The organism is Pseudomonas sp. GW456-E7 (genome assembly GCF_059424105.1).
This window is the reverse complement of the sequence record NZ_JBWKZB010000016.1, coordinates 94,393-119,129: the sequence shown is the minus strand read 5'-3', so window position 1 is coordinate 119,129 and position 24,737 is coordinate 94,393. Positions and strand designations below refer to the sequence as shown.

Annotated in this window: 20 protein-coding genes; 10 read left to right on the top strand and 10 right to left on the bottom strand. The window is 61.3% G+C overall.

The annotated features are described in order from the left end of the window. Positions 1-388: 388 nt before the first annotated feature. Complete coding sequence (locus tag AC07YV_RS13080; protein WP_102700675.1) at positions 389-1,834, bottom strand: hypothetical protein; 1,446 nt, start codon at positions 1,832-1,834, stop codon at positions 389-391. A gap of 425 nt (positions 1,835-2,259) precedes the next feature. Here AC07YV_RS13080 and AC07YV_RS13075 point away from each other — a divergent pair, with 425 nt between their 5' ends. The 10 genes from AC07YV_RS13075 (at position 2,260) to AC07YV_RS13030 (ending at position 15,505) form a co-directional block, all read left to right on the top strand. Further along, positions 2,260-2,613 (top strand): hypothetical protein, encoded by a 354-nt coding sequence (locus tag AC07YV_RS13075; protein ID WP_102700674.1) that lies wholly within the window; start codon positions 2,260-2,262, stop codon positions 2,611-2,613. A 294-nt stretch (positions 2,614-2,907) separates the two neighbouring features. Continuing rightward, the gene (locus tag AC07YV_RS13070; protein WP_102700673.1) at positions 2,908-3,867 is read left to right on the top strand and encodes an AAA family ATPase; all 960 of its coding nucleotides are present in this window, start codon (positions 2,908-2,910) and stop codon (positions 3,865-3,867) included. A gap of 5 nt (positions 3,868-3,872) precedes the next feature. Continuing rightward, positions 3,873-4,817 carry a DUF58 domain-containing protein gene (locus tag AC07YV_RS13065; protein WP_015095343.1) on the top strand — a complete coding sequence of 315 codons (945 nt, stop codon included), beginning with the start codon at positions 3,873-3,875 and terminating at the stop codon, positions 4,815-4,817. Further along, entirely contained in the window at positions 4,814-5,308 is a 495-nt protein-coding gene (locus tag AC07YV_RS13060) for a DUF4381 domain-containing protein (RefSeq protein WP_102700672.1), read from the top strand. Before AC07YV_RS13065 ends, AC07YV_RS13060 begins: the two co-directional genes overlap by 4 nt. Then, on the top strand, positions 5,301-6,383 hold the full coding sequence (locus AC07YV_RS13055) for a vWA domain-containing protein (RefSeq protein ID WP_102700671.1): 1,083 nt from the start codon (positions 5,301-5,303) through the stop codon (positions 6,381-6,383). The genes AC07YV_RS13060 and AC07YV_RS13055 overlap by 8 nt, the downstream gene beginning before the upstream one ends. Further along, positions 6,380-8,119, top strand: a complete 1,740-nt coding sequence (locus tag AC07YV_RS13050) for a tetratricopeptide repeat protein (protein WP_102700670.1) — start codon at positions 6,380-6,382, stop codon at positions 8,117-8,119. The genes AC07YV_RS13055 and AC07YV_RS13050 overlap by 4 nt, the downstream gene beginning before the upstream one ends. Next, positions 8,116-9,768, top strand: coding sequence for a BatD family protein (locus AC07YV_RS13045; RefSeq protein ID WP_102700669.1), 1,653 nt, complete (start codon positions 8,116-8,118; stop codon positions 9,766-9,768). Before AC07YV_RS13050 ends, AC07YV_RS13045 begins: the two co-directional genes overlap by 4 nt. A 261-nt stretch (positions 9,769-10,029) precedes the next feature. Beyond that, positions 10,030-11,274 (top strand): exonuclease SbcCD subunit D C-terminal domain-containing protein, encoded by a 1,245-nt coding sequence (locus AC07YV_RS13040; protein WP_102700668.1) that lies wholly within the window; start codon positions 10,030-10,032, stop codon positions 11,272-11,274. Beyond that, the gene (locus tag AC07YV_RS13035; RefSeq protein WP_102700667.1) at positions 11,271-14,912 is read left to right on the top strand and encodes an AAA family ATPase; all 3,642 of its coding nucleotides are present in this window, start codon (positions 11,271-11,273) and stop codon (positions 14,910-14,912) included. The genes AC07YV_RS13040 and AC07YV_RS13035 overlap by 4 nt, the downstream gene beginning before the upstream one ends. Beyond that, complete coding sequence (locus tag AC07YV_RS13030; RefSeq protein ID WP_102700666.1) at positions 14,909-15,505, top strand: glutathione S-transferase; 597 nt, start codon at positions 14,909-14,911, stop codon at positions 15,503-15,505. The genes AC07YV_RS13035 and AC07YV_RS13030 overlap by 4 nt, the downstream gene beginning before the upstream one ends. 33 nt (positions 15,506-15,538) lie before the next feature. On the opposite strand, the gene AC07YV_RS13025 is transcribed toward AC07YV_RS13030, so the two are convergent. The 9 genes from AC07YV_RS13025 to AC07YV_RS12985 all read right to left on the bottom strand — a co-directional run bounded on the left by AC07YV_RS13025 (position 15,539) and on the right by AC07YV_RS12985 (position 24,516). After that, positions 15,539-15,796 (bottom strand): hypothetical protein, encoded by a 258-nt coding sequence (locus AC07YV_RS13025; RefSeq protein WP_007979945.1) that lies wholly within the window; start codon positions 15,794-15,796, stop codon positions 15,539-15,541. Further along, entirely contained in the window at positions 15,793-16,005 is a 213-nt protein-coding gene (locus AC07YV_RS13020) for a hypothetical protein (protein ID WP_102700680.1), read from the bottom strand. Before AC07YV_RS13020 ends, AC07YV_RS13025 begins: the two co-directional genes overlap by 4 nt. 115 nt (positions 16,006-16,120) lie before the next feature. Further along, entirely contained in the window at positions 16,121-16,246 is a 126-nt protein-coding gene (locus AC07YV_RS13015; RefSeq protein ID WP_256357711.1) for a hypothetical protein, read from the bottom strand. A gap of 216 nt (positions 16,247-16,462) precedes the next feature. Next, positions 16,463-16,642: a hypothetical protein gene (locus AC07YV_RS13010; protein WP_102700665.1), complete on the bottom strand. Its 180-nt coding sequence runs from the start codon at positions 16,640-16,642 to the stop codon at positions 16,463-16,465. Positions 16,643-16,798: 156 nt separating this feature from the next. Next, complete coding sequence (locus tag AC07YV_RS13005) at positions 16,799-17,968, bottom strand: lactonase family protein (protein ID WP_102700664.1); 1,170 nt, start codon at positions 17,966-17,968, stop codon at positions 16,799-16,801. Then, entirely contained in the window at positions 17,961-18,299 is a 339-nt protein-coding gene (locus AC07YV_RS13000; protein ID WP_102700663.1) for a DUF5629 family protein, read from the bottom strand. The genes AC07YV_RS13005 and AC07YV_RS13000 overlap by 8 nt, the downstream gene beginning before the upstream one ends. A 92-nt stretch (positions 18,300-18,391) precedes the next feature. Beyond that, positions 18,392-22,063: a translocation/assembly module TamB domain-containing protein gene (locus tag AC07YV_RS12995; RefSeq protein ID WP_102700662.1), complete on the bottom strand. Its 3,672-nt coding sequence runs from the start codon at positions 22,061-22,063 to the stop codon at positions 18,392-18,394. Beyond that, positions 22,060-23,787, bottom strand: coding sequence for an autotransporter assembly complex protein TamA (locus AC07YV_RS12990; RefSeq protein ID WP_102700661.1), 1,728 nt, complete (start codon positions 23,785-23,787; stop codon positions 22,060-22,062). The genes AC07YV_RS12995 and AC07YV_RS12990 overlap by 4 nt, the downstream gene beginning before the upstream one ends. A gap of 78 nt (positions 23,788-23,865) precedes the next feature. After that, a complete protein-coding gene (locus AC07YV_RS12985) occupies positions 23,866-24,516 on the bottom strand; it encodes a GNAT family N-acetyltransferase (protein ID WP_102700660.1) in 651 nt (216 codons plus the stop codon). Between the last annotated feature and the right edge of the window lie 221 nt (positions 24,517-24,737).

The following is a 24,737-nucleotide window of genomic DNA, read 5'->3' as shown; positions in this document are numbered from 1 at the left end:
CTGCCGAAAACTGCGTAACTCTTTGTTTATCAAGGAGTTTTCCGTTTCGACTGCGCCGGAAGTGGGGCGAATTATAGACATCTATAATCCGCCGTCAAGCATTAATTTGGTTTTTCTACCCCACCCTTTCCTTCTATATAGGCGAACTACCCGATCTGAAAAGGACGACAGTCAACTTCAACACAAAGACGATGACCACCGCCCACCCCACTACAACAAAGCCCGCAGACACACGACGCAGCCCAATAAAGCAACGACAACGCATGGACAATATCGGCGCTCCGTCCGCCGGACAGCTGCAATGCAGACCAAAAAAGGCAGAGCTCATGAAACGCTTGCGGGCAATCGATGGGGATTCGTTATAAGCGCGACTGCATTCTCCAACTCATTAGCTTTTTGGTAACACAGAGCCGCCCATAGACTTCATTTGCTTAAGTACTTCGTCCAGTTTTCCATCTTCAGGCTTATATAGTTCTTCCAACTTGTCTGCGATTTTTTTATAACCATCAATGAACGCGTTTTTTGGATCCTCCAGGATCGAGCGACCTTTCATTTTGTCGAGTACGGGGTGCGAAAACCAACCAGAGAAAGACTCAATGTCCGCCCCCACATTGGTCGAGCCGAAAGATCCATTGTTCCTGATAAGCTCAAATATCGCCTGATAACTCTGTTCGGGGGACAGACTGCCGGGCTTGTATTCTTTGCTTAACGGATTATTTGGTTTTCCTTTCTCAAACTCTGGTGTAGACAGGGTTATCGGAGGGAATTCCTCAAAAACCTCTATGGTGCTAGTCAACTTACTGCACAGGGCAAGCCCGGCTTCGCTCAGCTTCCCGTTGTCAAAGAAATTTGCCCCAAAAACTTTATAGTCCTTTTCTGCACAGCTTGATAGCAAGCGGTGCACAGCGGGAGCCTCTTTGTAAATGACGTCGTCAGTTGGGCGGGCCAGTTCGCCCATGCAATTGCGCTTAGTATCACAAATGGCCAAGGTATATGCCATGGCTATAAGATCTTTGCGTGCTTCGTCCAGCTGTGCAGGCAGAACGTTCCCGCGCAACATACCCTCGATGGTCGTTCCAAGCCCGTACTTGTCACGGCCACCAACATTGGGCAGGAAACTAAACGCTGTGCCCGCGGGAATAGTTGCCCCAGCGACTTTGAGCAGGGCTTCCTGTCCAGCCTCATCGACTCCCGCCGCTTCGGCCAAAGCACCCAGCGCAGCAGCGGTAGCGATCTCATTCAGCCCCCAGTGCTCGAGGTTGCCGACCCCCATGAGCCCGTCTTTGATCTGCACGTGATCATGGGCATAGGCCAGCATCCCTGCCAGGTCCTGAAAGGGGTGATCCTTAAAGAAGTGTCGAACATCGCTCTGCATTTCCCGGGCATGCCCCATCCTGCCGCTTTCGTGCGTGGCCTTGTGATAGGGCAACTCAAGCATGTTCAAGGCATCGTCTAGCTTGGTTTTACCCTGGCTATCCACATCACTATTAAAGTAAGTGTTTATCTGGTTCGCTGCTTCCTGCGCCTTCGAGAGATCGTCCTTGGTCAGACTGCCCAAAAGATTGTTAGTCAAGCTGCTGACGACCTCAAACTTGGCCCGATTTCCTGCAGTGACCTCACCTGCCATCGCCAGCAAAGTTTTCACATTATTGACCATGGTTTGCGCTGCCTTACTTGAGTCGGGGCATGCATTGCAGATATTGTGGAATATGTCTGCAAAGATATCACCCGACAACATTGCGTCGAAGATATTGAGCGCATTATAAACGGAGGGTGAGACTGTCGGAGGCTGCTTTACACCGGCTGCTTCCGAGCTCGCGGCCGTTGGTTGCATTGCTGATATTGCAGATACCATGTTTTTTTCTGCTCAGGACGCTAAAAATGGAGCAGAAAAGGTACTGACCGTATTCGGAGCCGACTTTCAAAAAGCGCTCATCCCCCCCCTGAGTAATCACCGCAAGCGCTCCACCCATTCACCTTGCAGGTCTGAACGGGCGCCCAGCAATGTCAAATGAGTCCCCCGTCTTGTCATAGCAATCTGAATGTTTCGAATATGCTTTGCGCATTTTTTTGGGGGGGAGTACGAAGTTTGATGGCGCCAGATCCAGTGATCTACGAAGTTCGGATGATGCACAGAGACGTCTCGTCTTTATTGCTATCGCTACGCAAAAGGCCCTGTAGCCGAGCAGGATTTTTTAAAGGCTGGCAGAATTGTGCCCTTGTCTGTCTTCGCAGCGCTCGTCGAGCCAGGAAATCCCCATGAAAATGAAAACCGCCCTCTTGATCGTCAACCCGTGCGATGACGAAGAAGACGACATGGCCATGCTTTGCTGCCACAGCGAACAGGGCGAAATGTTCCTGATGAGCCGCTACCCGGATGAAGACGAACTGGAAATCACCCTCGACGGCGAACCCTCGACCCTGGAGGGCGTGAAAGTCACCCTTAGCCCTTCCCTGCTGAAGATTGAAATTGCGGCTGCAGATGCTGATGCGTTGAATGGGGATGATGTGCTGGAAATTACCTTTGATGCCGACATGACGGATATGGCTGAAGTGGAAGAGACCCTGCAGAACATTCTCAAGGGTACTGGCACCTATATCAGCCAGATTTGATGGTGTCTGGGCGGGCGCTTTCGCGAGCAAGCCCGCTCCCACAGGGTCTTGATGTGTTACGCAGATCGCAAGCCAACCACCGATACTGTGGGAGCGGGCTTGCTCGCGAAGAGGTCCGAAAGAACACCACCAGCCTGCAACCTGTAGAAAGTTCCTACAACGATTGCCGACCATTTCCTGCACTTTGCACAAAATGCCGTTAGTCGCCGCCCCCCGCGATGGATTAAAGTAACGCCCCCAGCCCTGGCGCATTTTCGAACGTCTACGGCCACCCTTTTGCAGGAACAGTCATCGATGGAACATCGTGAAGCGCTGCTCGCGCTGCGAACCTTTCTTTCAACGCAGATTCTCGGCCAGGAAAAACTCATCGAGCGCTTGCTCATCGCCCTGCTCGCCGACGGCCACATGCTGGTCGAAGGCGCCCCTGGCCTGGCCAAGACCAAGGCCATCAAAGAACTCGCCGAAGGCATCGAGGCCCAGTTCCACCGCATCCAGTTCACCCCCGACCTGTTGCCGGCCGATATTACCGGTACGGAAATCTACCGCCCGGAAACCGGCAGCTTCGTGTTCCAGCAAGGTCCGATCTTCCACAACCTGGTACTGGCGGACGAAATCAACCGCGCCCCGGCCAAGGTTCAGTCGGCCTTGCTCGAAGCCATGGGCGAGCGGCAAGTCAGTGTCGGGCGCAGCACCTATGAGTTGTCGCCGCTGTTCCTGGTGATGGCCACGCAAAACCCCATCGAGCAGGAAGGTACCTATCCGCTGCCAGAAGCCCAACTTGACCGGTTCCTGATGCACGTAAAAATCGGTTTTCCCGATGCCACTGTTGAGCGCCGGATTCTGCAGCAAGCCCGTGGAGAAGCCCTGAACGGCGAAGCGAAGCCTGAGCGTCGGGTTACTCAACAGACGATTTTCGTCGCTCGCAAGGAAATCCTCGGCTTGTACATGGCCGACGCCGTGGAGGAGTATCTGGTGCAGCTGGTCATGGCCACCCGCATCCCGGCCAAGTTCGACCCGGAGATGGCCGAGTGGATCGCCTATGGCGCCAGCCCGCGCGGCTCGATTGCCCTGGACCGCTGCGCCCGTGCCCACGCCTGGCTGGCCGGCCGCGACTTCGTCAGCCCCGAAGACATCCAGGCCGTGCTGTTTGACGTATTGCGCCATCGCATCATTCTTTCCTTTGAAGCCGAAGCCGCCGGCATCGATCAGGACCGGGTGGTCCAGCGGATTCTCGACGTCGTAGCCGTCGCTTGACCCCGATGAACGCCAGCCTGCCGCCCGAGCCGGGCATCCGTGTCAGCCTCGCCGATCTGATCGAGATGCGCCATCGCGTGCGTGAAGTGCAGCTTTTTTCCACACCGAGCCAGCGCAGCCCGCTGATCGGCCTGCACCACTCCAAACTGCGCGGACGTGGCGTCGACTTCGATCAGGTGCGGGTCTATCAGGCCGGCGACGATGTGCGCACCATTGACTGGCGCGTGACGGCCCGTACCCAGGAACCCCACACCAAGCTGTTCCACGAAGAACGTGAGCGACCGATCTTCATCATGGTCGAACAAAGCCGCCGGCTGTTTTTCGGCTCGGGCCTGATGTTCAAGTCGGTGCTCGCCGCCCAGGCCGCGAGCCTGATCGGCTGGGCCGCCCTGGGGCACAACGACCGGGTCGGCGGGCTGGTGTATGGCGACAATGAGCACTACGAAATCAAGCCCCGGCGCAGCAAGCAAAGCCTGCTGCAATTGCTCAACCGGCTGGTGCGGGTCAATCAGTCGCTCAACAGCGAAAGCGAGCCGGACCGCGACGCCTTTGGCATTGCCCTGCGCCGCGCCCGGGAAGTGTCGCGCCCTGGCAGCCTGGTGATCGTGATCTGCGACGAACGCGCCCTTTCGGACAGCGCCGAGCAACAGCTGAGCCTGTTATCGCGCCACTGCGACCTGTTGCTGCTGCCGTTGTCCGATCCGCTGGACCATGCCCTGCCCGCCGCCGGTCTTTTGCGTTTCGCCGAACGCGGCGCGCAACTGGAACTCGATACGCTGAATTTCGACCTGCGCCAGACTTACCGGGCCCAGGCCGAAGCACGTATCGCCCGCTGGGAACTGCTCGCGCAGAAACTGCGGGTGCTGCTGATGCCGTTGAGTACTCAGAGCGAGATGGTCGAGCAATTGCGCGAATACCTGAACCCGCAGAAACCGGGGAAAGGCCGATGAGCAGCCTTGATCAACTGCAACCGCTGATTTCCCCGCCACCGGTGGAATTCTGGCCTCCGGCACCGGGTTGGTGGCTGCTGCTTCTCGTGGTGCCGCTGATCGGTTTGGGCCTGTGGAAGCTGCGTCGCTTCATTGCGCACAAACGCCCCGTGGTACGTGCCGAACAGCCGCTCGACCCGGTACGCCTTGCGGCCCTGGCCGAGCTGGCACTGATGCCCAAGCCTTACGACGGTGCGCCGGCCGGTGCCTGGCTGCAGCAACTCAACGGCCTGCTCAAGCGCCTGTGCCGCAACCACTATCCCTACAGCCAGAGCCACACCCTCAACGGCCGCAAATGGCTGGCGTTCCTCGACAATCGCTGCCCGGCGGCCGGCCTGACCCGCTGGATGGTGCTCGTGGAAGGCGCCTACAAACCCGAATGCAAACTCGACGACAAGGCCATTGCCGGCCTGACCCAAGCCGTCGATACGTGGATTCGCAAACATGTTTGAATTCGCCTGGCCGTGGATTTTTGCCCTTGCGCCGCTGCCGTGGCTGATGCGCATCCTATTGCCGGTGGCCGACAGTGGTGAACCGGCCCTCAAGGTCAGCTTCCTCAGCGACCTGGAAGGCCTCGCCGGGCGACGCGCCCGGGCCAACCTGCCCGCCTGGCGCCAGCAGGCCCCGTTCATCCTGCTATGGCTGTTGCTGCTGGTCGCGGCGGCGCGCCCGCAATGGCTCGGCGAACCCCTGCCAATTGCTGCCAGCGGCCGTGACCTGCTGGTGGCAGTGGACGTTTCCGGGTCCATGGATTTCCCTGACATGCAATGGCAGGACGAAGACATCAGTCGCCTGTCACTGGTCCAGCATCTGCTCGGGGACTTTCTCGAAAGCCGCGAAGGTGACCGGGTCGGGCTGATCCTGTTCGGCAGCCAGGCCTACCTGCAGGCGCCGCTGACCTTCGACCGCCACACCGTGCGCGTCTGGCTCGATGAGGCGCGCATCGGCATCGCCGGCAAAAATACCGCCATCGGCGATGCCATCGGCTTGGCCCTCAAGCGCCTGCGTTTGCGTCCGGCCACCAGCCGCGTGCTGATCCTGGTGACCGATGGCGCCAACAATGGCGGTGAAATCGCCCCACTCACCGCTGCGCGACTCGCCGCCAAGGAAGGCGTGAAAATCTACCCGATCGGCATCGGCGCCGATCCGGAACAAAGCGGCACGGTCGGTTTTCTTGGCGTCAATCCGAGCCTGGACCTGGACGAGCCGTCCCTCAAGGCCATCGCCGAGGCCACGGGCGGCCAGTACCTCCGTGCTCGCGACGGCAAAGAGCTGCAGGCGATCAAGGACACCCTGGACCAACTGGAGCCCGTGGCCCAGCAACCCACCCAGGCCCGCCCGACTCAAGCGCTGTACCACTGGCCACTGGCCCTGGCGCTGTGGTTGAGCATGCTGCTGGTGGCCCCCGTGCTCTGGCCGGACAACCCCTTGCAACGCCTGTTTACCAAGGATCTGTTCTTGCAAACCCAACTGCTGCCTGACTGGCGCCAGCGTCTCAAACGCCTGCGCCTGCGGAGGCGTCGATGAGTGCGCTGTGGCCGTACTGGTTCCGCCCCTGGTGGCTGCTGTTGCTGCCGGTGCTTGGCTGGTTGCTCTGGCAACTCTGGCACCGCAAGAAGCGCGCCGGGCGCTGGCAAATGATTCTGCCACCGGCCTTTCACGCGGCACTGCTCAGTGGCGGCAGTGGCCGTGACAGTAAACTGCCCTGGATCGCCCTCGGTCTCGCGTGGCTGTTGACCGTGCTCGCCCTGCTCGGTCCGGGCTGGCAGCGTGTCGAACAGACCAGTCAAAAGCCCGCCGACCCGCTGGTGGTGGTGCTCGAGCTGACCCCGGAAATGCTCGCCACCGACGTCATGCCCAACCGCCTCGAACAGGCGCGACGCAAGCTGTTCGATCTGCTGCAGATTCGCAGCGACGCGCAAACCGCCATCGTCGTCTACGCCGGCAGTGCCCACACGCTGGTACCGCTGTCGGATGATCTGTCCACCAGCCGCAACCTGCTGGACGCACTGAAACCGTCGTTGATGCCAGAGGCCGGGCATCGCGCCGATCTGGCGGTCACCAAGGCCCTGGCACTGCTCGAACAAGCGGCGCTGGGCGACGGCCGGATCCTGCTGATCGGTTCGTCCTTGACCGAACAGGAACGGCTGGGCATCCGTCACGCGCTCAACGGCAAATCGACCCAATTTCTGATGCTTGGCATCGGCACCGCCGAAGGCTCGCCCATCACCCAGGAGGACGGCAGTTTCCTCAAGGATGAACAAGGGGCCATTCTCGTGCCGCGCCTGGACGAGCCGGCCTTGAAAGGTTTTGCCAGCGACCTGGATGGACGCTTTCGCCAGGCACGCCTGGACGACAGCGACCTGCACGCCCTTGGCCTGTTCGACGGGCCACGCAACCTGCGCAACGACGGTCAGACCCTGCGCCTGGACACCTGGGCCGATCAAGGTTACTGGCTGTTGCTACCGCTCCTGTTGCTGGCGGCCTGCGCGGGACGTCGTGGCTGGCTGCTGTGCCTGCCGCTGTTATTGGCGCTGCCTCAACCGAGCTACGCCTTCGACCTCGTCGACCTGTGGTTGCGTCCGGATCAACAAGGTGTGCACCTGCTCAAACAAAAGCGCCCGGCCGAAGCCGCCCGGCGTTTCGAAGACCACCAGTGGCAAGGCGTGGCGCTCTATGAGGCCGGAGATTACGCCCGCGCCGCCGAGCGGTTCGCAGAAGGCAACGATGCCCACGCCCACTACAATCGAGGCAATGCCCTGGCCAAAAGCGGTGAGCTGGAGGCAGCACTGGACGCGTACGAACAGGCACTGGAACGTCAACCGGACTTGCGCCCGGCGCTGACCAACAAGGCGCTGGTGGAAGAGCTGCTCAAGCAGAAAAACAGCCCGCCCGCCCCGGAACCGGACTCTTCCGCCGGCGATGAACCCCAGGCCATGCAACAACAGACTCCACCCGGCGTCTCATCGCAGTCTTCGGACAGCGGCGAGCTGCAGGCGCAAGAACCGCCGGCCGACTCCAGGGCCGCGCAACCGCCGGTGTCGCCACCCAGGCCGGGTGCCAATGAAGTGCCCGGCAGCGAGTTGGGTGACGAACAACACACCACGCCGCCCTTGCGCCCTGCCACCGACAGTATCGAAGGTGAACAGCGTCAGGCGCTGGAGCAGTGGTTGCGGCAGATCCCGGACGACCCCGGTGAGCTGCTGCGGCGAAAATTCTGGTACGAACAGCAACAACATCAGGATCAGGAAAAAACTCGATGACCCGCTTCACCGTTTTATTGCTCGCGCTGTTGCATGGCCTGTTGTTCTGCACTGTCCAGGCGCAGGCTGCAGAGCTGGCCGCCAGTGTGGACCGCAGTCGCCTGAGCTCAGGCGAGACGGTCGAGCTGACCCTGGAATCCACCGACGTGACACAGTTCGGCAAACCCGACCTGACACCGCTGGAGCCGTTGTTCGAAGTGCGCGGCACCCGCCAGGTCAACCAGTTGAACACCCTCAGCGGTGAAAACCAGGCCGCCACGCGCTGGATCATCACCCTCCTGCCCCGGCAAAACGGCAGCGTCGTGATTCCGCCACTGCAACTGGGCGAGCTACAGAGCCAGCCGATCACCCTGCAAGTGGTCGAGAGCGAAACACCGGACAACCCGAACAAACGCACCCCGGTGTTCATCGATGCCAGCCTCGATCAAACCAGCGTGTACGTTCAGGCCCAGGCAGTCCTGACCCTGCGCATCTACCACTCGGTGTCGCTGTACGACGACAGCAGCCTGCCACCCTTGCAGATACCTGACGCACGCATCGAACAATTGGGCGAATCACGCACCTACGAAAAAGACATCGATGGCCTGCGCCACGGTGTGATCGAAATGCGCTACGCGATCTACCCGCAACACAGTGGCGAACTGATCATTCCGGCACAGGTCTTCAACGCGGCGCTGGTCGACGCACAACCGGTACAGGACAGCACTGCCCAGGGGCCGAAATCCGGCAAGCTGATGCGCGTCACCTCGGCCGAACTGCTGTTGACGGTCAAGGCCAAACCCATCACCTGGCCGGCCGATGCCCCCTGGCTGCCTGCGCGCAGCCTGACCCTGAGCGAAAGCTGGAACCCGGAGCCGGACCACGCCCAGGTCGGCGATTCACTGACCCGCAGCCTGACGGTGACGGCCGAGGGCTTGTCCAGCACCCAACTGCCACCGCTGCCCGGCACCGATGTCGGCGGGCTGCGCCGCTACCCGGATCAACCGGTGCTCGGCAACCAGAACAGCGAACGCGGCCTGATCGGTAGCCGTGAAGACCGCGAGGCCCTGGTGCCGACACGGACCGGCGCCATCGAGCTGCCCACCGTCGACGTGGTCTGGTGGAACACCTTCGAAGACCATCTGGAACACAGCAGCCTGCCTGCCCGCACGCTGCACGTGGCGGCCAACCCGAGCCTGGTGGTCGACACCCCGGCCGGCGCGTCTGCGGTCGAAGCCGGCGCCGACAGCGAAGCCCTGTGGCGCTGGAAGCTCAGCACCTTGTTCCTGGCCTGCACCACCCTGCTCGGCTTCGGCCTCTGGTGGCGTGGCCGCTGGCAACCGGCGGTGGCGCGCACAGCCCAAACCGGCCCGAGCCCGCGCACCGTACTCGACGACCTCAAGCGCGCCTGCCTGGCCAACGATTCCCACGCCACCCGCCAGGCCCTCGACGCCTGGGCCCGGCAACAACCGGAAACCCTGGCCGACATGGCCGCCCGCTTCGTGCCACTGTCCAACGCCCTCGACGGCTTGAACGGCGCGCTGTACAGCGAAACCGGCCAGTACTGGCAAGGCGACGAGCTGTGGCGGGCGATCAAGGCGATCCCGATGGCCGAACGGGTGCAGGATGTGGTTGGCGACAGTGGGTTGCCGCCGCTTTACCCCAAATAACTCGCCCTTGAGACAAAGAGCACAACCTGTGGGAGCGAGCTTGCTCGCGAATGCGGTGCGTCAGACACATCATTGTTGAATGGGCTAACGCTTTCGCGAGCAAGCTCGCTCCCACAGTTAATCGGGTATTGCCTTAAGATCGGGGCTGCCACAGGTTGAGTGCCTGACCACCTTGGGAGTGTTTCCCAGTAAACTCTCCCCCCTTTCGCCGCCTTCATTTTTCACGCGGCCATCACCTATTTTTTTGTACCGGAGTCCGCCTTGCGCTTGTTTCACACCTCCGACTGGCACCTGGGGCAAAACCTGCACGGCCAGGATCGCGATTTCGAACATGGCTGTTTTCTTGACTGGCTGTTGCGCCAGCTGAAACTGGATCAGCCGGATGTGCTGTTGATCGCCGGCGATATCTTCGACACGGTCAACCCGCCGGTCAAAGCCCAGGAGCGGCTCTACGACTTCATCGTCAGCGCCCACGAGCAGCAGCCGTCGCTGACCATCGTGATGATTGCCGGCAACCACGATTCCGGCTCACGGATCGAACTGCCGGCCCCCTTGATGCGCCGCTTGCGCACCCACGCGCTCGGCCGTGTGCTGTGGCTCGACGACGGTCAACTGGACGCCGAACGCCTGCTGCTGCCCCTGCCTGATGCCAGTGGTGAAGTCACCGCCTGGTGCCTGGCGTTGCCGTTCCTGCGCCCGGCGGAAGTCACCGGCGCGCATTTGGGCGACAACTATCTGCGCGGGATCGGCCAGGTGCACGAATGGCTGATCGAAGCGGCCAACGCCAAGCGCACGCCAGGCCAGGCACTGATCGCCATCAGCCACGCGCACATGGCGGGCGGCTCGGTGTCGGAAGACTCCGAGCGCAGCCTGATCATCGGTAACGCCGAAGCCCTGCCCGCCAGCCTGTTCGGGCCGAGCATCAGCTACGTTGCCCTGGGTCACCTGCACAAACCGCAGAAGGTCAACGGCGAGGAGCGCATCCGCTACAGCGGCTCGCCAATTCCGCTGTCGTTCTCCGAGATCAGCTATCAGCACCAGATTCTCGACATCAATCTCGACGGCGAAACCCTGGTGAGCGTCGAGCCGAAACTGATCCCTCGCGCGGTCAACCTGCAACGCATCGGTCCGGCGCCATTGAGCGAGATCCTGTTGCAGCTGGCGGACCTGCCGGACATCGACCTGTTGGCCGACCTCCAGCGCCAACCCTGGCTGGAGGTGCGGGTGCGCCTCGATGAACCGCAGCCCGACCTGCGCAATCAAGTGGAAACCGCCCTGCAAGGCAAGGCCGTGCGCCTGGTGCGCATTGCTGCCGAGTACGCCGGCAATGGCGGCCGTGACGGCGTCGAGGATGGCAGCACGCTGATCGAGCTGGACCAGCTCACGCCCCAGGAGCTGTTCAGCCGCGCCTGGCAGGACAACTACGGCAGCGAGGTCGACGAGCAAACCCTCAAGGACTTTGCCGAGCTGTTGCAGGACGTGCAGATGGAGAGCGAACAGCCATGAAGATTCTCGCGATCCGCCTGAAAAACCTCGCCTCCCTGGCCGGGCCGTTTGAAATCGACTTCACTGCCGAACCCCTGGCCAGTGCCGGACTGTTCGCCATCACCGGCCCCACCGGTGCCGGTAAAAGTACGCTGCTCGATGCTTTGTGCCTGGCGCTGTTTGGCGCCGTACCACGCCTGAACAACACCGGCCGCGACGCCAAGGTACCGGACGCCGACGGCGAAATCGGCACCGGCGACCCACGCACCCTGCTGCGTCGCGGCACGGGTGAAGGCTATGCGGAAGTGGATTTCGTCGGAGTCGACGGCCGCCGTTACCGCGCCCGCTGGGAAGCCAATCGCGCTCGGGACAAGGCCGCCGGCAAACTGCAGGCCAGCCGCCAGAGCTTGCGTGACATCGATCAGGACCAGTTGCTGGCCAGCCAGAAAGGCGAATACAAGGCTCAGCTCGAAGCCGCGCTGGGGCTGAACTTCGAACAGTTCACCCGTGCCGTGCTGCTGGCGCAAAGCGAGTTCAGCGCCTTCCTCAAGGCCGACGACAACGACCGCAGCGAACTGCTGGAGAAACTCACCGACACGGCGCTCTACACTCGTCTCGGTCGTCGCGCCTTCGACAAGACCAAGGAGGCTCGCGAGGTTCACAAGCTGCTGCAGGATCAAGCCAGCGGAGTGACGCCGCTGGCACCGCAGGCCCGTGCGGAACTGGATGAGCGCTTCAATGCCGCGCAGCAACAGCAGAAGTTGCAGCAGGCACAACTCAAACAGCTTGAGCAGCAGCACACCTGGCTCAAGGAGCTGCGTCAGTTGCAGGACACTCAACTCGCAGCGACCGAGCAACTTCACAGTGCCCAACAGCAGTGGGAAGGTTTGGCCGGCGAACGCTTGAAGCTGACACGGCTGGAACAACTCGGCCCGCAACGGCACCAGTTCGCCCGCAAAACCGAACTCGATGCACTGCTGACGCCACTGGCCGCACAGGTTGCTGCCCATACCCGGCAGCAGCACGAGCTGACTGAACGCCAGACGGTGCTGGAGCAGAACCTCTCTGCCACACAAATCGCCCTGAGCGAAGCCCTGCAACGACAAACCGACAGTGCTCCGCTACTGCGTCAGGCCTTCGAGGAACAAAGCACCCTCGCCCGCCTGGCCAGGGACACCGCCCTCAGCGCCGACGCGAAGCACACCGCAGAACAAGCCTGCATCCAGGGCCAAAGCGCCATTCAAGCCCTGTTGGAAAAGCAGAACCAGGTTGCCGATCGTTTGCAGCGTATCGCCACCGAGCTTGAGCAAAGCGGCCATCTGGCACCGCTGAGCGACGCGTGGAATGCCTATCGGGATCGCCTGCAACAGTTGATGTTGATCGGCAACCGCTTGAATAAAGGTCAGGCCGAGCTGGCGACCCTCGAACAAACCGCCACTCGCTGCGGCGAAGAACTCGCCTTGCAAAGGCAGCAACTTGAAGTGCTGTTCAAGGAGGCCGGCGCGGAGCCGGACGCCGTGGCCGAGCAGATCGGCATCCTCGGCAACCTGTTGCAGGACAACCGTAAACAGCTGCGCGCCATCGAGGACCTGACGCGGCTGTGGGCCAGCCAGCAGGAACTGGACAAGCGCGGCGCCGACCTGCAACAACGTCAGCTCGCCGCACAACAGGAACGTGAGCGCCTGACTCAGGACGGGGTGAAAACCAAAGCCGAACTGACGGTTGCCGAACAAACCTTCAACGTCACCCGGGAACTGCTGGAGCGCCAACGTCTGGCCCGCAGTGCGAGTGTCGAAGAGTTGCGCACGCAGTTGCAGGACGACCAGCCGTGCCCGGTCTGCGGCAGTCACGAGCATCCTTACCATCAGCCCGAAGCGCTGCTGCAGAGCCTCGGTCGCCACGATGAAAACGAACAGGCCCGCGCGCAGCAAGCGGTCGACCAGCTCAAGGAAAAGCTCACCGAATTGCGCGCCGAAGTGGTGGGCGTCATCGCCCGGCAAAAGGAGCTGCTGCAACAACAGGAACAACTGGACGCCCAACAACAAGCGTTGGCACCGAGCCTCGACGCTCACCCACTGGCCGCACAACTTCTGGACCAGGACGCCGAAAAGCGCGACGCCTGGCTGACCCGGCAAAACGATCAGTTGAACCAGAGCATCACTCAGGACGAACAACGTCAGCGCGCCCTGCTCACCCTGCAGCAGGATGCCGCGCGCTTGACCCAGCAATTGCGCCACGCCGAAACCGCGCATCAACAAGCGGCCCAGCACCTGAGCAACCAGCAGCGCGAACTGGGCAGCGACCGTCAACGGCTCGACGAGGAACTCGCCGCATTCGGCAGCCTTCTGCCAGCCGAAACCCTCGAAGCGCTACGGGTGGAGCCTGCTGCGACCTTCATGCAGCTGGATCGGCAGATCGCCGAACGCCTCACACAGCTCGATCAGCAGAAAGAAGAACTTGCCGAGCAGCAACAGCGTCAACAGACGCTTGAGAAAGAACAGGATCGCCAGCAAACCCGCGTGCAACAACAGCAAATCGCCGAGCAGCAATTCAGTGCACTGGCCGAACAGCAACGGGCTTGCCAGCACCAGCTTGCCCAATTGCTGGGCGAGCACGGCAGCGCCGAGCAGTGGCAGCAAGGGCTGGAAAACGCCGTAGAGCAAGCACGCAGTGCCCAGGCGACAACGGCGCAGGAGCTGCAGCACGTACGTACGCAACGGGTGCAGATCGCCGCCGAACTCAAGGCGCAGCAGGAGCGTTTGCAAGCGCTGGAAAACGAAGATCGCGATCTCACCGACAAGATCGCCGACTGGCGCAGCCGTCATCCCGAGCTGGATGACGGTGGCCTCGAAGATCTGCTGCGGGTCGACGACACGCAAGTCAGCGAACTGCGCCAACGTTTACAACACAACGAAAAAGCCATCGAGCAGGCCAAGGTGCTGCTGCAGGAGCGTGATCAGCGCTTGCTCGACCATCAAGCCCAGCACAACGGCCACCTCGATGCCGAGCAACTCGCCACGGCCCTCACCGACCTGCAACAACAGTTCGCCGTCAGCGAGCAGCACTGCGCCGAACTGCGCGCCGAGCAGGTCGAGGACCAGCGCCGGCAGAACGCCAATCAGGCCCTGGCCCAACAGATTGCCGACGCCTACAACGAGTATCAACGCTGGGCACGCCTGAATGCGTTGATCGGCTCCGCCACCGGCGACACCTTCCGCAAGATCGCCCAGGCCTACAACCTCGACCTGCTGGTGCATCACGCCAACGTGCAATTGCGCCAACTGGTGCGCCGTTATCGCCTCAAGCGCGGCGGCAGCATGCTCGGGTTGCTGGTGATGGACACCGAAATGGGCGACGAACTGCGCTCGGTGCATTCGTTGTCCGGTGGCGAGACCTTCCTGGTATCGCTGGCACTGGCCCTCGGCCTGGCTTCGATGGCATCGAGCACACTGAAAATCGAGTCGCTGTTCATCGACGAAGGCTTCGGCAGCCTCGATCCGGAGTCCCTGCAACTGGCCATGGACGCCCTCGATGGCTTGCAGGCCCAGGGCCGCAAGGTCGCGGTGATTTCCCACGTACAGGAAATGCATGAACGGATTCCGGTGCAGATCCAGGTCCGCCGCCAGGGCAACGGCCTGAGCACCCTGGAGGTGAAATGAACAGGCTGTATTCCTTCCGCCGCTGCCCGTACGCCATGCGCGCACGCATGGCCCTGCGTTATTCGGCAGTGGCCGTGGACATCGTCGAAGTCAGCCTGAAGGCCAAGCCCGCCGAGATGCTCGCGCTGTCGGGCAAAGGCACGGTGCCGGTGCTGAGCGCGGATGGCCGGGTGATCGACGAAAGCCTCGACATCATGCGCTGGGCGCTGGCACAGAACGATCCGCAAGACTGGTTGCTCAAGGATGATCCTGACGCAGCGGCGCAAATCGCCAGCCTGATCGAACAGAACGATCAGGTGTTCAAGGTGCACTTGAATCGCTACAAGTACGCCGAGCGTTATCCCGCGCAGCCGATGGAGGCGTATCGCGCCGAAGGCGAGGTGTTTTTGCAAAGGCTGGATGAGTTGCTGGAGGGGCGCGACTATTTGCTGGCCGACCATCCGAGCCTGGCCGACGTGGCGCTGATGCCCTTCGTGCGCCAATTCGCCCACGTCGACCGTGAATGGTTTGCGCAGACGCCGTATCGGCGGCTGCAGGAATGGTTGCAGCGGTTTCTGGAGTCGGAGTTGTTTACCGGCGTGATGCGCAAGTAAGCACACCACAAAGGATTCAGTGACCAGCAGGGCTCAAGCCAACACCCCACACATCCCGATCGCCGAGCAATCGACCTGGAACGGCCCGAACACCACGCCTTCATTCCTGATTGGCGGATTGCCGGCCAGCATGCCCTGCGCATTGGCATTTTCGATGTTGCGGGCGATGTTGTGATTGGCTTCGATGGCGCGCGCCACCGAGCCCGCCGAGCCCTGTCCGATCCCCAACAGGGAGGATCCGTTGGTCATGAACGCCAGGAAGGCGATCACCCAGAGTCTGTGCCCTTTCATGCGCCGGCGACTCCTGCGAGTTCAGCCTGATCAACGCTGGCGTTTTGCGCACGGTGGTCAAACTGGATGCCGGGATGAGCGACCTGGATCGGCGCTTCGAAGGTGGATTGTGACTGGGCTGACAGGCTGACCAACAGCACCATGGCAAGGTACAGACCGATCGCTACATAAGCGCCGTGTTTGGCAGAAGTGAGAATTGCGCTGGCCATGATGTTCTCCGCAGGCATGTTTCAATGCCCACAGAATCGATCAAAACAGCCTGGGTAACCACTCAGGGTTATCCATAGTGATCATCAGCTTCGTTGATCATCAAGCCAGACTATTTCAGTCTTCAATAAAACTCATCAAGCGCTCGCGCGCAGCATCCGGCTCACCGGGAACAGCGTCGGATGCCGACAAAATAGGGGTGGAATAGAGAAACAGAAGAACCAATGCCAGACGCGTCACCATGCTGCCGATCCTTGCCGTGAGGAGGAGTCAAAAAATCAGCGTCAATTTAAACGTATGGCTATGTGATATCAAGCGCGACATTGATAGCAAACTGATGCTGTCGCAAATGCGTTATGCAGGAGCGACATCACTCTGATCGTTTTCAACACCTGCTTGTCAGCATCAGGCTCTTCGATCATCAGTGACTTCGCTCCTGCATAAAGGCAGGGGGGAAGTTCAGGCTTGGGTCTTATGATCCAGCGCGGCGTAGAAGTTGGCGCTCTGTTGCAGGTATTTCTGGGTGTAGCTCTGGGTGTGGGCTTTTTTGTCGCTGACTTCAACGCTGGCACTGGCTGGCAGCGCAACGGTGGCAGAAATGGCGGAAGCGGCGATGACAGAGAAGATGTTGAAGTTCATGGCGGTATTCCTCGGATTCAGTTGGCTTGCTTGCCCGGTGGGGCCGTGAAGCAAACTTAACCCTCGAGGGTTCATGCCTTGAAATGCTTTGTAGCAGTACCAGATATCAGCGCCATTGATAAAAGCAGGCAGGCCCCGTCAACCGGGGCCTGCGGCTTATTGACGCAGCAGAAACTTCAAGTCGCTCGGAGCGTCCATCGGCAGTTTTTGCACGGTTTTACCCAACAGACCGCTCTTGGCGTCGCGTTCGACGACGACAATCTGGTTGCTCTTCTGGTTGGCGATCAACAGGAATTTTCCGCTCGGGTCGAGGCTGAACCCCCGCGGATGGTCACCTTCTACCGCCCGGCGTTGCAGCTCGTTGAGGCGTCCGGTTACCGGGTCAATGGCAAACACCAGCAGTTGATTGGCCGTGCCACGGTTGCTGACGTAGAGGAACTTGCCATCGGCCGAGGCATGCAACGCCGCGGCTGCCTTGTCCGAGACGGGTTGCCCGGCAGCCAGGTCGATCATCTGCGTCTGCTCGAGCGCGCCGTCGTGGTAATCGAACACCGCCACCTGAGCGCTCATTTCCATGGTCAGCCAGGCGTGTTTGCCATCGGCGCTGAACAGCAGATGACGCGGTCCGCTACCGGGTGGCAGTTGCACGAATGCCGGGGCGGCCGGGGTCAATGGCAGCTGCGGATTGGCCTTGGGGTCGAAACGGTAGGCAAACACCTTGTCGGCGCCCAGGTCGTTGGAGAACAGGTATTTGCCGTCCGGCGACGGGATGCTCGAATGCACGTGGGCCGAGGCCTGGCGCTTGGGATTGACCCGGCTCGCCGGGTGGCTGCTCATCTGCACCACCGGTTTGAGCGTGCCATCGGCCGCCACCGGCACCACCGCGAGGGTGCCGCCGGGGTCTTCGGCCACCGAATAATTGCTGACAAACAAATGGCTGCCATCGACGCTGAGACTGGAATGGGTCGGCTCGTTGCCCAGGCTTTGCACCTGACTGATCAGGCTCAGCACATGGGTCTTGGGATCTATCGCATAAGTGCTGACGCGCCCGACCGGATCAATCTGGCCCGGGCCGTTTTCGTTGACCACGAACAGGTGTCGCTGGTCTTTCGACAGGGTCAACCACGATGGATTTTCGCTTTTCACCACTTGCAAGGGCCTGGCGTTGATCTGCCCGGTGGTGCTGTCGAACGCCAGGCGGTAGATCCCCTGGCTTTGCCCGGCGGTGTAGGAGCCCACCAGCAGTTGATAGTCCTCGGCGGATGCGGCCTGGACGCCCATCGCGCCGATGCTGCCGGCCATCAACAGTTGCCAGAGGTTACGCATCGTCCTGGTCGTCCTCTTCGTTGTCACCGCTGACGACATCGCCCAGGCACACCAAACGGTGTTCGCCCGAGTCACCGGTGATCAACCAGCTTTGCAGCGTGGAGTCGAAGGTCGCGGCCTGGACCTGCGCCGGGGTGAACTCCCAGTGTTTGGCCGCACGGCCATCCATGCATTCAATGTGCAGGTTATCGAACTCGTCGAGGGCGAATTCGAAGGCATGCAGCCCGTCGATTTCCACCATTCCGCAGTGTTCGAGGGCATTGAGCAAGGTGTCGGTTGGGGCAGTCATGGCAATCAGTCTTTGAATGAGAAAGACGCAATGATAGCTCATCGCACCCCATTTCCCTTGGTTGGAATGATCAACCTGTGGGAGCGGGCTTGCTCGCGAATGGGGTGACTCGGTCTTTTGTAGGAAATGCGGACCTAGAAATCCCGCTTGTAGAAGATGTCCAGCGAACTGGCCACGCCGCCGGCGGCTTCGAGGTAGACCCTTTTGCTCAGCTTGTAGCGCAGGGCAATGGTGTTGGCCGGTTCGAACACGCCGACGCCGTAGCGCAGGCTGAGTTTCTCGGAAATATTGCCGCTGGCCACCACACTGGTGGCGTCGCCACTGCCCTGGGTGTCGAGCTGGAAGTCCTGGATGCCCAGGTTCTTGGCGATGCCGCTGGTCACACCGGAACTGCCCATCAAGCCCAACCCGAGGGCCGCCTGGGCGAGCATGTTGTTGTCTTCGCCATTGCTGCTCAGCGGACGCCCGAGCACCAGATAGGACAAGGCCTGCTCCTGGCTCATCGCCGGTTCGGAGAAGATCTGCGTGGTCGGTTGTTCGGCGCTACCACTCAAACGAATGCCGGCGATGATGTCGTCGGTCTTGCGAATGGCTTCGATGTCCAGGTACGGCTGGTCGATGGGCCCGGCAAACAGCAAACGTGCCCGGCGCACCGAAAGCCGCTGGCCATAGGCGCGGTAACGCCCGTCGTTGAGCCACAGCTCGCCACGGGTGTCCATGTTGTCGCCGATGTGCACATGCCCCTGCACATTCGCCGTCAGGCCAAACCCGGCAAAGCTCAGCTTGTCCTCGCCGACCAGCACTTCGATGTCCATCTTCATCGCCAGCGGTGGCTTGCCCTCCTCGGTCTGCTGACCGACGATCACCGTGTCATCGGAAACCTTGACCGTCGACGGCGGCAATTCACGAATGGTGATTTCGCCTCTGGGCACCAGCACTTTACCGGCGATGGCCAACTCATCGCCCTTCATCGAGATTTTCAGGTCCGGTGCGACTTCAAGCTTGGCGTAAGGCTCGACGGTGACCGGCAATTGCGTGCCCTTGAGCGCCAGATCCACCACCAGCGCCTGACCCCACGCGATGTTGCCGTTCAAGCTGCCCTGCCCGGCCTTGCCGCTGTTCCAGCCACCGTTCAGTTGCACGCTTTCACCGGCGATGAGCGCCTGAACGTGCAGGTTTTGCAACTCCATCGGCAACTCAGGTCCAGTTACCTCGCCGTCACTGAGTTGCAGGCTGCCATTGACCTGCGGCGCCAAAAGTCCGCCGGAAATCGTGCCGCTGCCATTCAGGCGCCCGGTCAGCTTCTCGACCATCGGCACGAACGGTCGCGCCACCGACAGGTCCAGCCCGCTCAAGCGGAACGAGCCGCTCAACGGTTTGTTCTTCGGCAACGGGTTGAGCTGCGCCTGCACCATCAGTTCGCCGAGCTTGCCGCCGACGAAATTGAGTTCGGTGTCGATACGTTTGGGCGTGAGTTTGCTGGTGAGTTTCAGGGTCTGGTACGGGAAGTCCAGCCACTGGTCCTTTTCCTTGATGCGCAACGTGCCGCCGCCGGCATCGACGCTGACCTGGCCGTTGGGGCCACTGGCCGGCAGGTCCAGTTGCAGATCGGCATTGAGCCGGCCCTGCCAGGCGAAATCCTTCGGCAACCACTGCGCGAGGCTGTCGATCGGGAACTGCCTGAGGTGATAACGCAACTTCGGCTCGGGCATCAGGCGCGAGTCTTCCCCGCACAGGCTGGCCTGGCCGGATGCCCAGCAATGGGCACCGAAGTTGATTTTGCCGTCCGCCAGGCGCTCGAGTTTCGCCGGCCCTTGCAGCTTCCAGTCCTGGCCACCGGCCTGGATATCACCGCTGGCCAGGCGTCCACGCCAATTGCCTTTATCCAGCGCACCGTCCAGACCCAGCGCCAGTTTCAGCTTCGGCCCCTGCAGATCGAGGCTCAGCTTCTGGTTCTTGATGTCGCCCTGGCCGCTGGCGGTCAGGGTTCCCAGCGAGGTGTCACCGGCCTGGATGCCGCTGCCCTTGAGGTCGATTTTCGCCCGTTGCGCACTGTCCAGCGTGGCGTCCAGGTTCAGGCTTTGCAGGCGATTGTCCTGGAAAACCAATTGCGAGCCTTGCAGGTCAAGCTTGCCCTGGGGCGCCTTGAGTGTGCCGGCGACATCCACGCGGCCATTGAGCTGGCCGCGCAGCTCCGGCCAGAGCTGGGCCAGGCGCGGCAGCTTGAGATCGATCTGCCCGGCGAGTTTCTGTTGCAGGCTGCCCTTGCCGCTGATGCTGTTCTCGCCCAGGCGAACCTGCAGGGCGTTGAGGTTCCATTGCTCACCACGGCCATCGGCCTTGGCCTGGATCACCGCCGGCTGGCCGCGCAGTTTGCCCTTGAGGTCCAGGTCGGCATTGAGGCTGAGCATTTCGCTTTTCAGTTCGCCCGTGCTGCGCAACGGCCCCGCCAGCGTGCCCGGCAGCTCCGCGACCCAGTACGCCGGGTTGATCGCCGACAGGTCCAGCGCGGTGTCCCAGGCAATACCGTCGGCGAACTGCAGGTTCAGGTGCCCTTCAGCCTTGCCCTGCCCGGCCTGGAGTTGAATCTGTTGCAGGTAGATTTTCGTCAGGTCGCCGGCGAACGGACTGGCCAGGGTGAATGCACCGGCCGGACCGTCCGCCGCGGCTTCAAAATGACCGAGGTACTTGCCGTCGGTGTAGGACACCTCACCGTTGAAGCGGCGCAACGCCACCTCTGGCTCGTCGATCAATGGATAGAGACGGTGCCACGGGAAGTCCAGCCAGTCGATTTTCGCTTCGGCGCTCAGGCCTTTGCTCCAATCCACGAGCCCTGTGAGCTTGAGGCTTTGCTTGTCGTTGGCGGTCAGGTCGAGCGCGGCGATCTGCGCGCCGTTGGCGTCGACCTTGCCTTGCAGCGCCAGGGCGACCGGCCCTTGCTCGGCGGGCAGCGTGGCTTTGCCGAGCAGCGCGTAGCCGTTCTTCAAGTCGCCAGCGCCGGTGAGTTCAAGCTGATTGAGTTGCAGGGTGTCCGGCAGATCGGCACCGGGTTTGAAACCATCGGCGGTAATGCGCACCTTGGCCGGCAGGTTGTCCACCAGGGGTTGCAGTTCGCCGGTCAGTTGCCCGTTGAGGTAACCGCTGCTGTCGGCTTTCAGGTTCAGGGTTTTCAGCAGGTCGCCGTCGACGTTCAGCGCCAGCGCCAGGGGTTCAGGCGTCGACAACAGGGTCAGCTTGCCGGAAGCACTGAGGGGCCAGTTGCCGGAGGGTTGCAGCAGACCGGACAGGTTCAGGCTCAAGTCATCGCGCTGTAACGATACCGAATCGATCTTCAAGCCGGCAGCCGTCCAGTGCGCCGCCAGTTGCAAGCCCTTGAGTTCTTCGCTGCCGTTGAACAACAGGCTGCCGACCTTGATCTCTCCCAGTTCGATGGCCAAGGGTAACTTGAGCTCCGGGAGCGTGATGGGGCCGCTGTCCGGCTCTTCGGCACCCGGCGGGAACGTCAGGCTGACCTGGTCGGCCTGCAATTGTTCGATGCACAAGGTCATGCGGGTCAGGCACAACGGCGACCAGGCGAAAATCACCTGGTTCAGTTCAACCCGGCTAGTGTCCTGCTGCCACAGCACCCGGTCGGCACTCCACTGCCCGCCCAGCCGGCCCTGGAAATTGTCCAGGGTCAAACCCGGTACGAAACCCAAGGCCCAGCGGCTGCCCGTCGCCGTGCCCAGCACCGTGGCCAGCGTCAAGACAACCAGCATCAACAGCGCGGCAATCGCCAGCAGCGTTACTTTCAAACTACGCTTCACAGCTCAGGCCCCATGGAAAAGTGCAGTCGAATGCCGCCATCGTCGTCCAGCGCATGGGCCAGGTCCAGGCGGATCGGCCCCACCGGCGAGACCCAGCGCACGCCGATACCGACCCCGGTCTTGAGGTTCGGCAGTTCGAGGGTGTTGAAGGCATTGCCCTGGTCGACAAAGGTCGCGACCCGCCATTTTTCGGCGACCGAATACTGATACTCCGCGCTGGCGGCCACCATGTAGCGGCCACCGATGCGGTCGCCGTCGGAGTTTTCCGGGGACAGGCTCTGATAGTCGTAGCCACGCACGCTCTGATCGCCACCGGCGAAGAAGCGCAGCGATGGCGGAACCGATTTGAAGCCGTTGGTGGCACTGCCGCCGACCTGTACCCGCCCGAGGAAGCGGTGTTTATCGAACACTGTGGTCAGGCCTTTGACCAATGCCGTGCCGTAGAGCAGGTTGCTGTCGGAACCCAGACCTTCCTTGGCCACTTTGGATTCGAATTGCAGGCGATAGCCGTTGTGCGGATCGATGCGGTTGTCGCTTTTGAGGTACGAATAGCTCACACCAGGCATCAGCAAGGTACTGAGTCCCGAGTCATCGCCCAGTTGGTAATCCTCGCGCTGCCACTTCAGCGACACCACCCGTTGCCAGCCGCTGGGCAGCTTGCTGTGCCACTCGGGGCCGAGGGTCAGCAGCTTGCTGTGGCTTTCCTTATCGGCGATTTCTTCATTCTGGTAGCCACCGGCAAAACGCAGTTTGTCGGTCAGTGGCGGGTCCAGCGGAATGTCGTAGAACAGCCCGACGTTTTGCCGGGGTGCCGAGACTTCGGTTTCCCAGCCATAACTGTGCCCTTGTGCGTTGACCCAGTGCCGGGTCCAGTTGGCCTTGGCCCGTGGCCCCACGTCGGTGGAGAAACCCAGGCCCAGGCCCATGGTCCGAGGCTTGCGGGTTTCGAGCTTGACGTCCACCGGGATCGCATTCTCTTTTGACGTCGCAGGTGCCGCGTCCACGCGCACGCCTTCGAAGTAGCCACTCGATTGCAGGTTCTGATTGAGTTCGGCAATCAGCTCCGAGTCATAGGGTGTACCGGCCTTGAATGGCACCATGCGTTGCAGCAACTCGTCATCGAACGGCGTATCGCCCTCGAAACTGACCTTGCCCAAGGTATAGCGCGGACCGCTTTCATAGATCAGTTCGATATCGGCAACGCCGGCCCGGGGGTCGACCGACAGTTTCGAACGGGTGAAGTGGCCGCTGAAAAAGCCATACCGCGAAGCCTGGTTCTGGATCAGGCGCTTGGCGTCCTCGTAATGCCCATGGTTGAGCACGGCACCGGGCTTGAGCGCGTCGCTTTTGGGGATTCGAAAGGATTTGAGGGACGCTGCGGGCCCTTCCACTCGCACCGTGACATTGCGCAAGTGCACCGGCTCGCCGGGGTCGACCTTCAACACCAGGCGTGGCTTATCGCCGCCCTTCACTTCACTGTCGATGTGCGGCTGGTAATAACCCAAGGCCTGGGCGGCCTTGCGCGCCTGCTCCTCGGCGCCGCGACTGAAGCGCTGCAAGGCTTCTTCGTCACGATCGCCGAGGCTGCCGATATAGCCCTCTATATTGGCCTTCAGTTCATCGTTGGACGGTTTGATCCGCACATCCAATTCACTTTGCGCCAGCGCCGTGCAGCTGGATAACAGCATGAGCACGCCACTGGTAAATCTTCCTGGAAACTTCATAGGCGCGGATGCTATCACGAGCATGGTTCATGAACATGGAAGCGTGATAGAGCCTGACAGGCAAAGAAAGTTCGTGGGCTAAGCCGTTGCTGTTTGTAACACCTGGGGATTGGGGTGAAAAAACACGTGCTCGCGAACCGGCCCTACGGCAACTTCACCGATTTCCTCGTAGCCCTGACGTTTATAGAACTCCAGATAGCGAGGATTCCCGGTATCGAGGATCACGCCCTGTGAGTGTTCATCCACCGCGCACCAGTTGTGCACGGCTTGCAACAGTTGTTCGCCGAAATGCTGGCCCTGGAATTGCGGGTGAACCCCCAGCAACGGCAAGACGTGCACCGAGTCGTTCGGCACGCAGGCCTCCACGGCAGCGTGATACTCCAGATAGCGACGAGTGCAGCGAAATCCCGTGCTGAGCACCATGCGCAGGCGCCACGCCCAACTTTCGGTGACCCCAAGGCGACGTTGCGGCGGCGCGATCAGGGCGATGCCGATCAAGCGGTCGTTGACCAGCAGACCGATGGCCGGCAGGTCCTGGAGAAAATGCTGGGTCACCAGTTCGCGCACCGTGGCGCGCACCCGCTGTTCGTAACCGGTGCGCTCGGCTTCGAACAGATAGCCGAAGGTCGGTTCGTGTCGATAAGCCTGGTACAGCAGCGAACGGGCTTCACGGGCGTAGCCGCTGTCGAGCATGTGAATATCGGCGATGGCGGTCGAGGTTTCGGGCATGACGGTTGATCTCCCCGGCACAGCTCGGATGGCTGCGCTCTTGTTGTTACTGTTGTTACGAGCTGATCGGCGCTGACACAGTTCCTTAAAGATCCGCAATCAGTGTAGGCAATGAAATCGCCTTCGCGAGCAAGCCCGCTCCCACAAAAGCAAAGGCCGGCGCATAACCTGTGGGAGCGGGCTTGCTCGCGAAAGGGCCATCACTGCCCACACAAGACTGA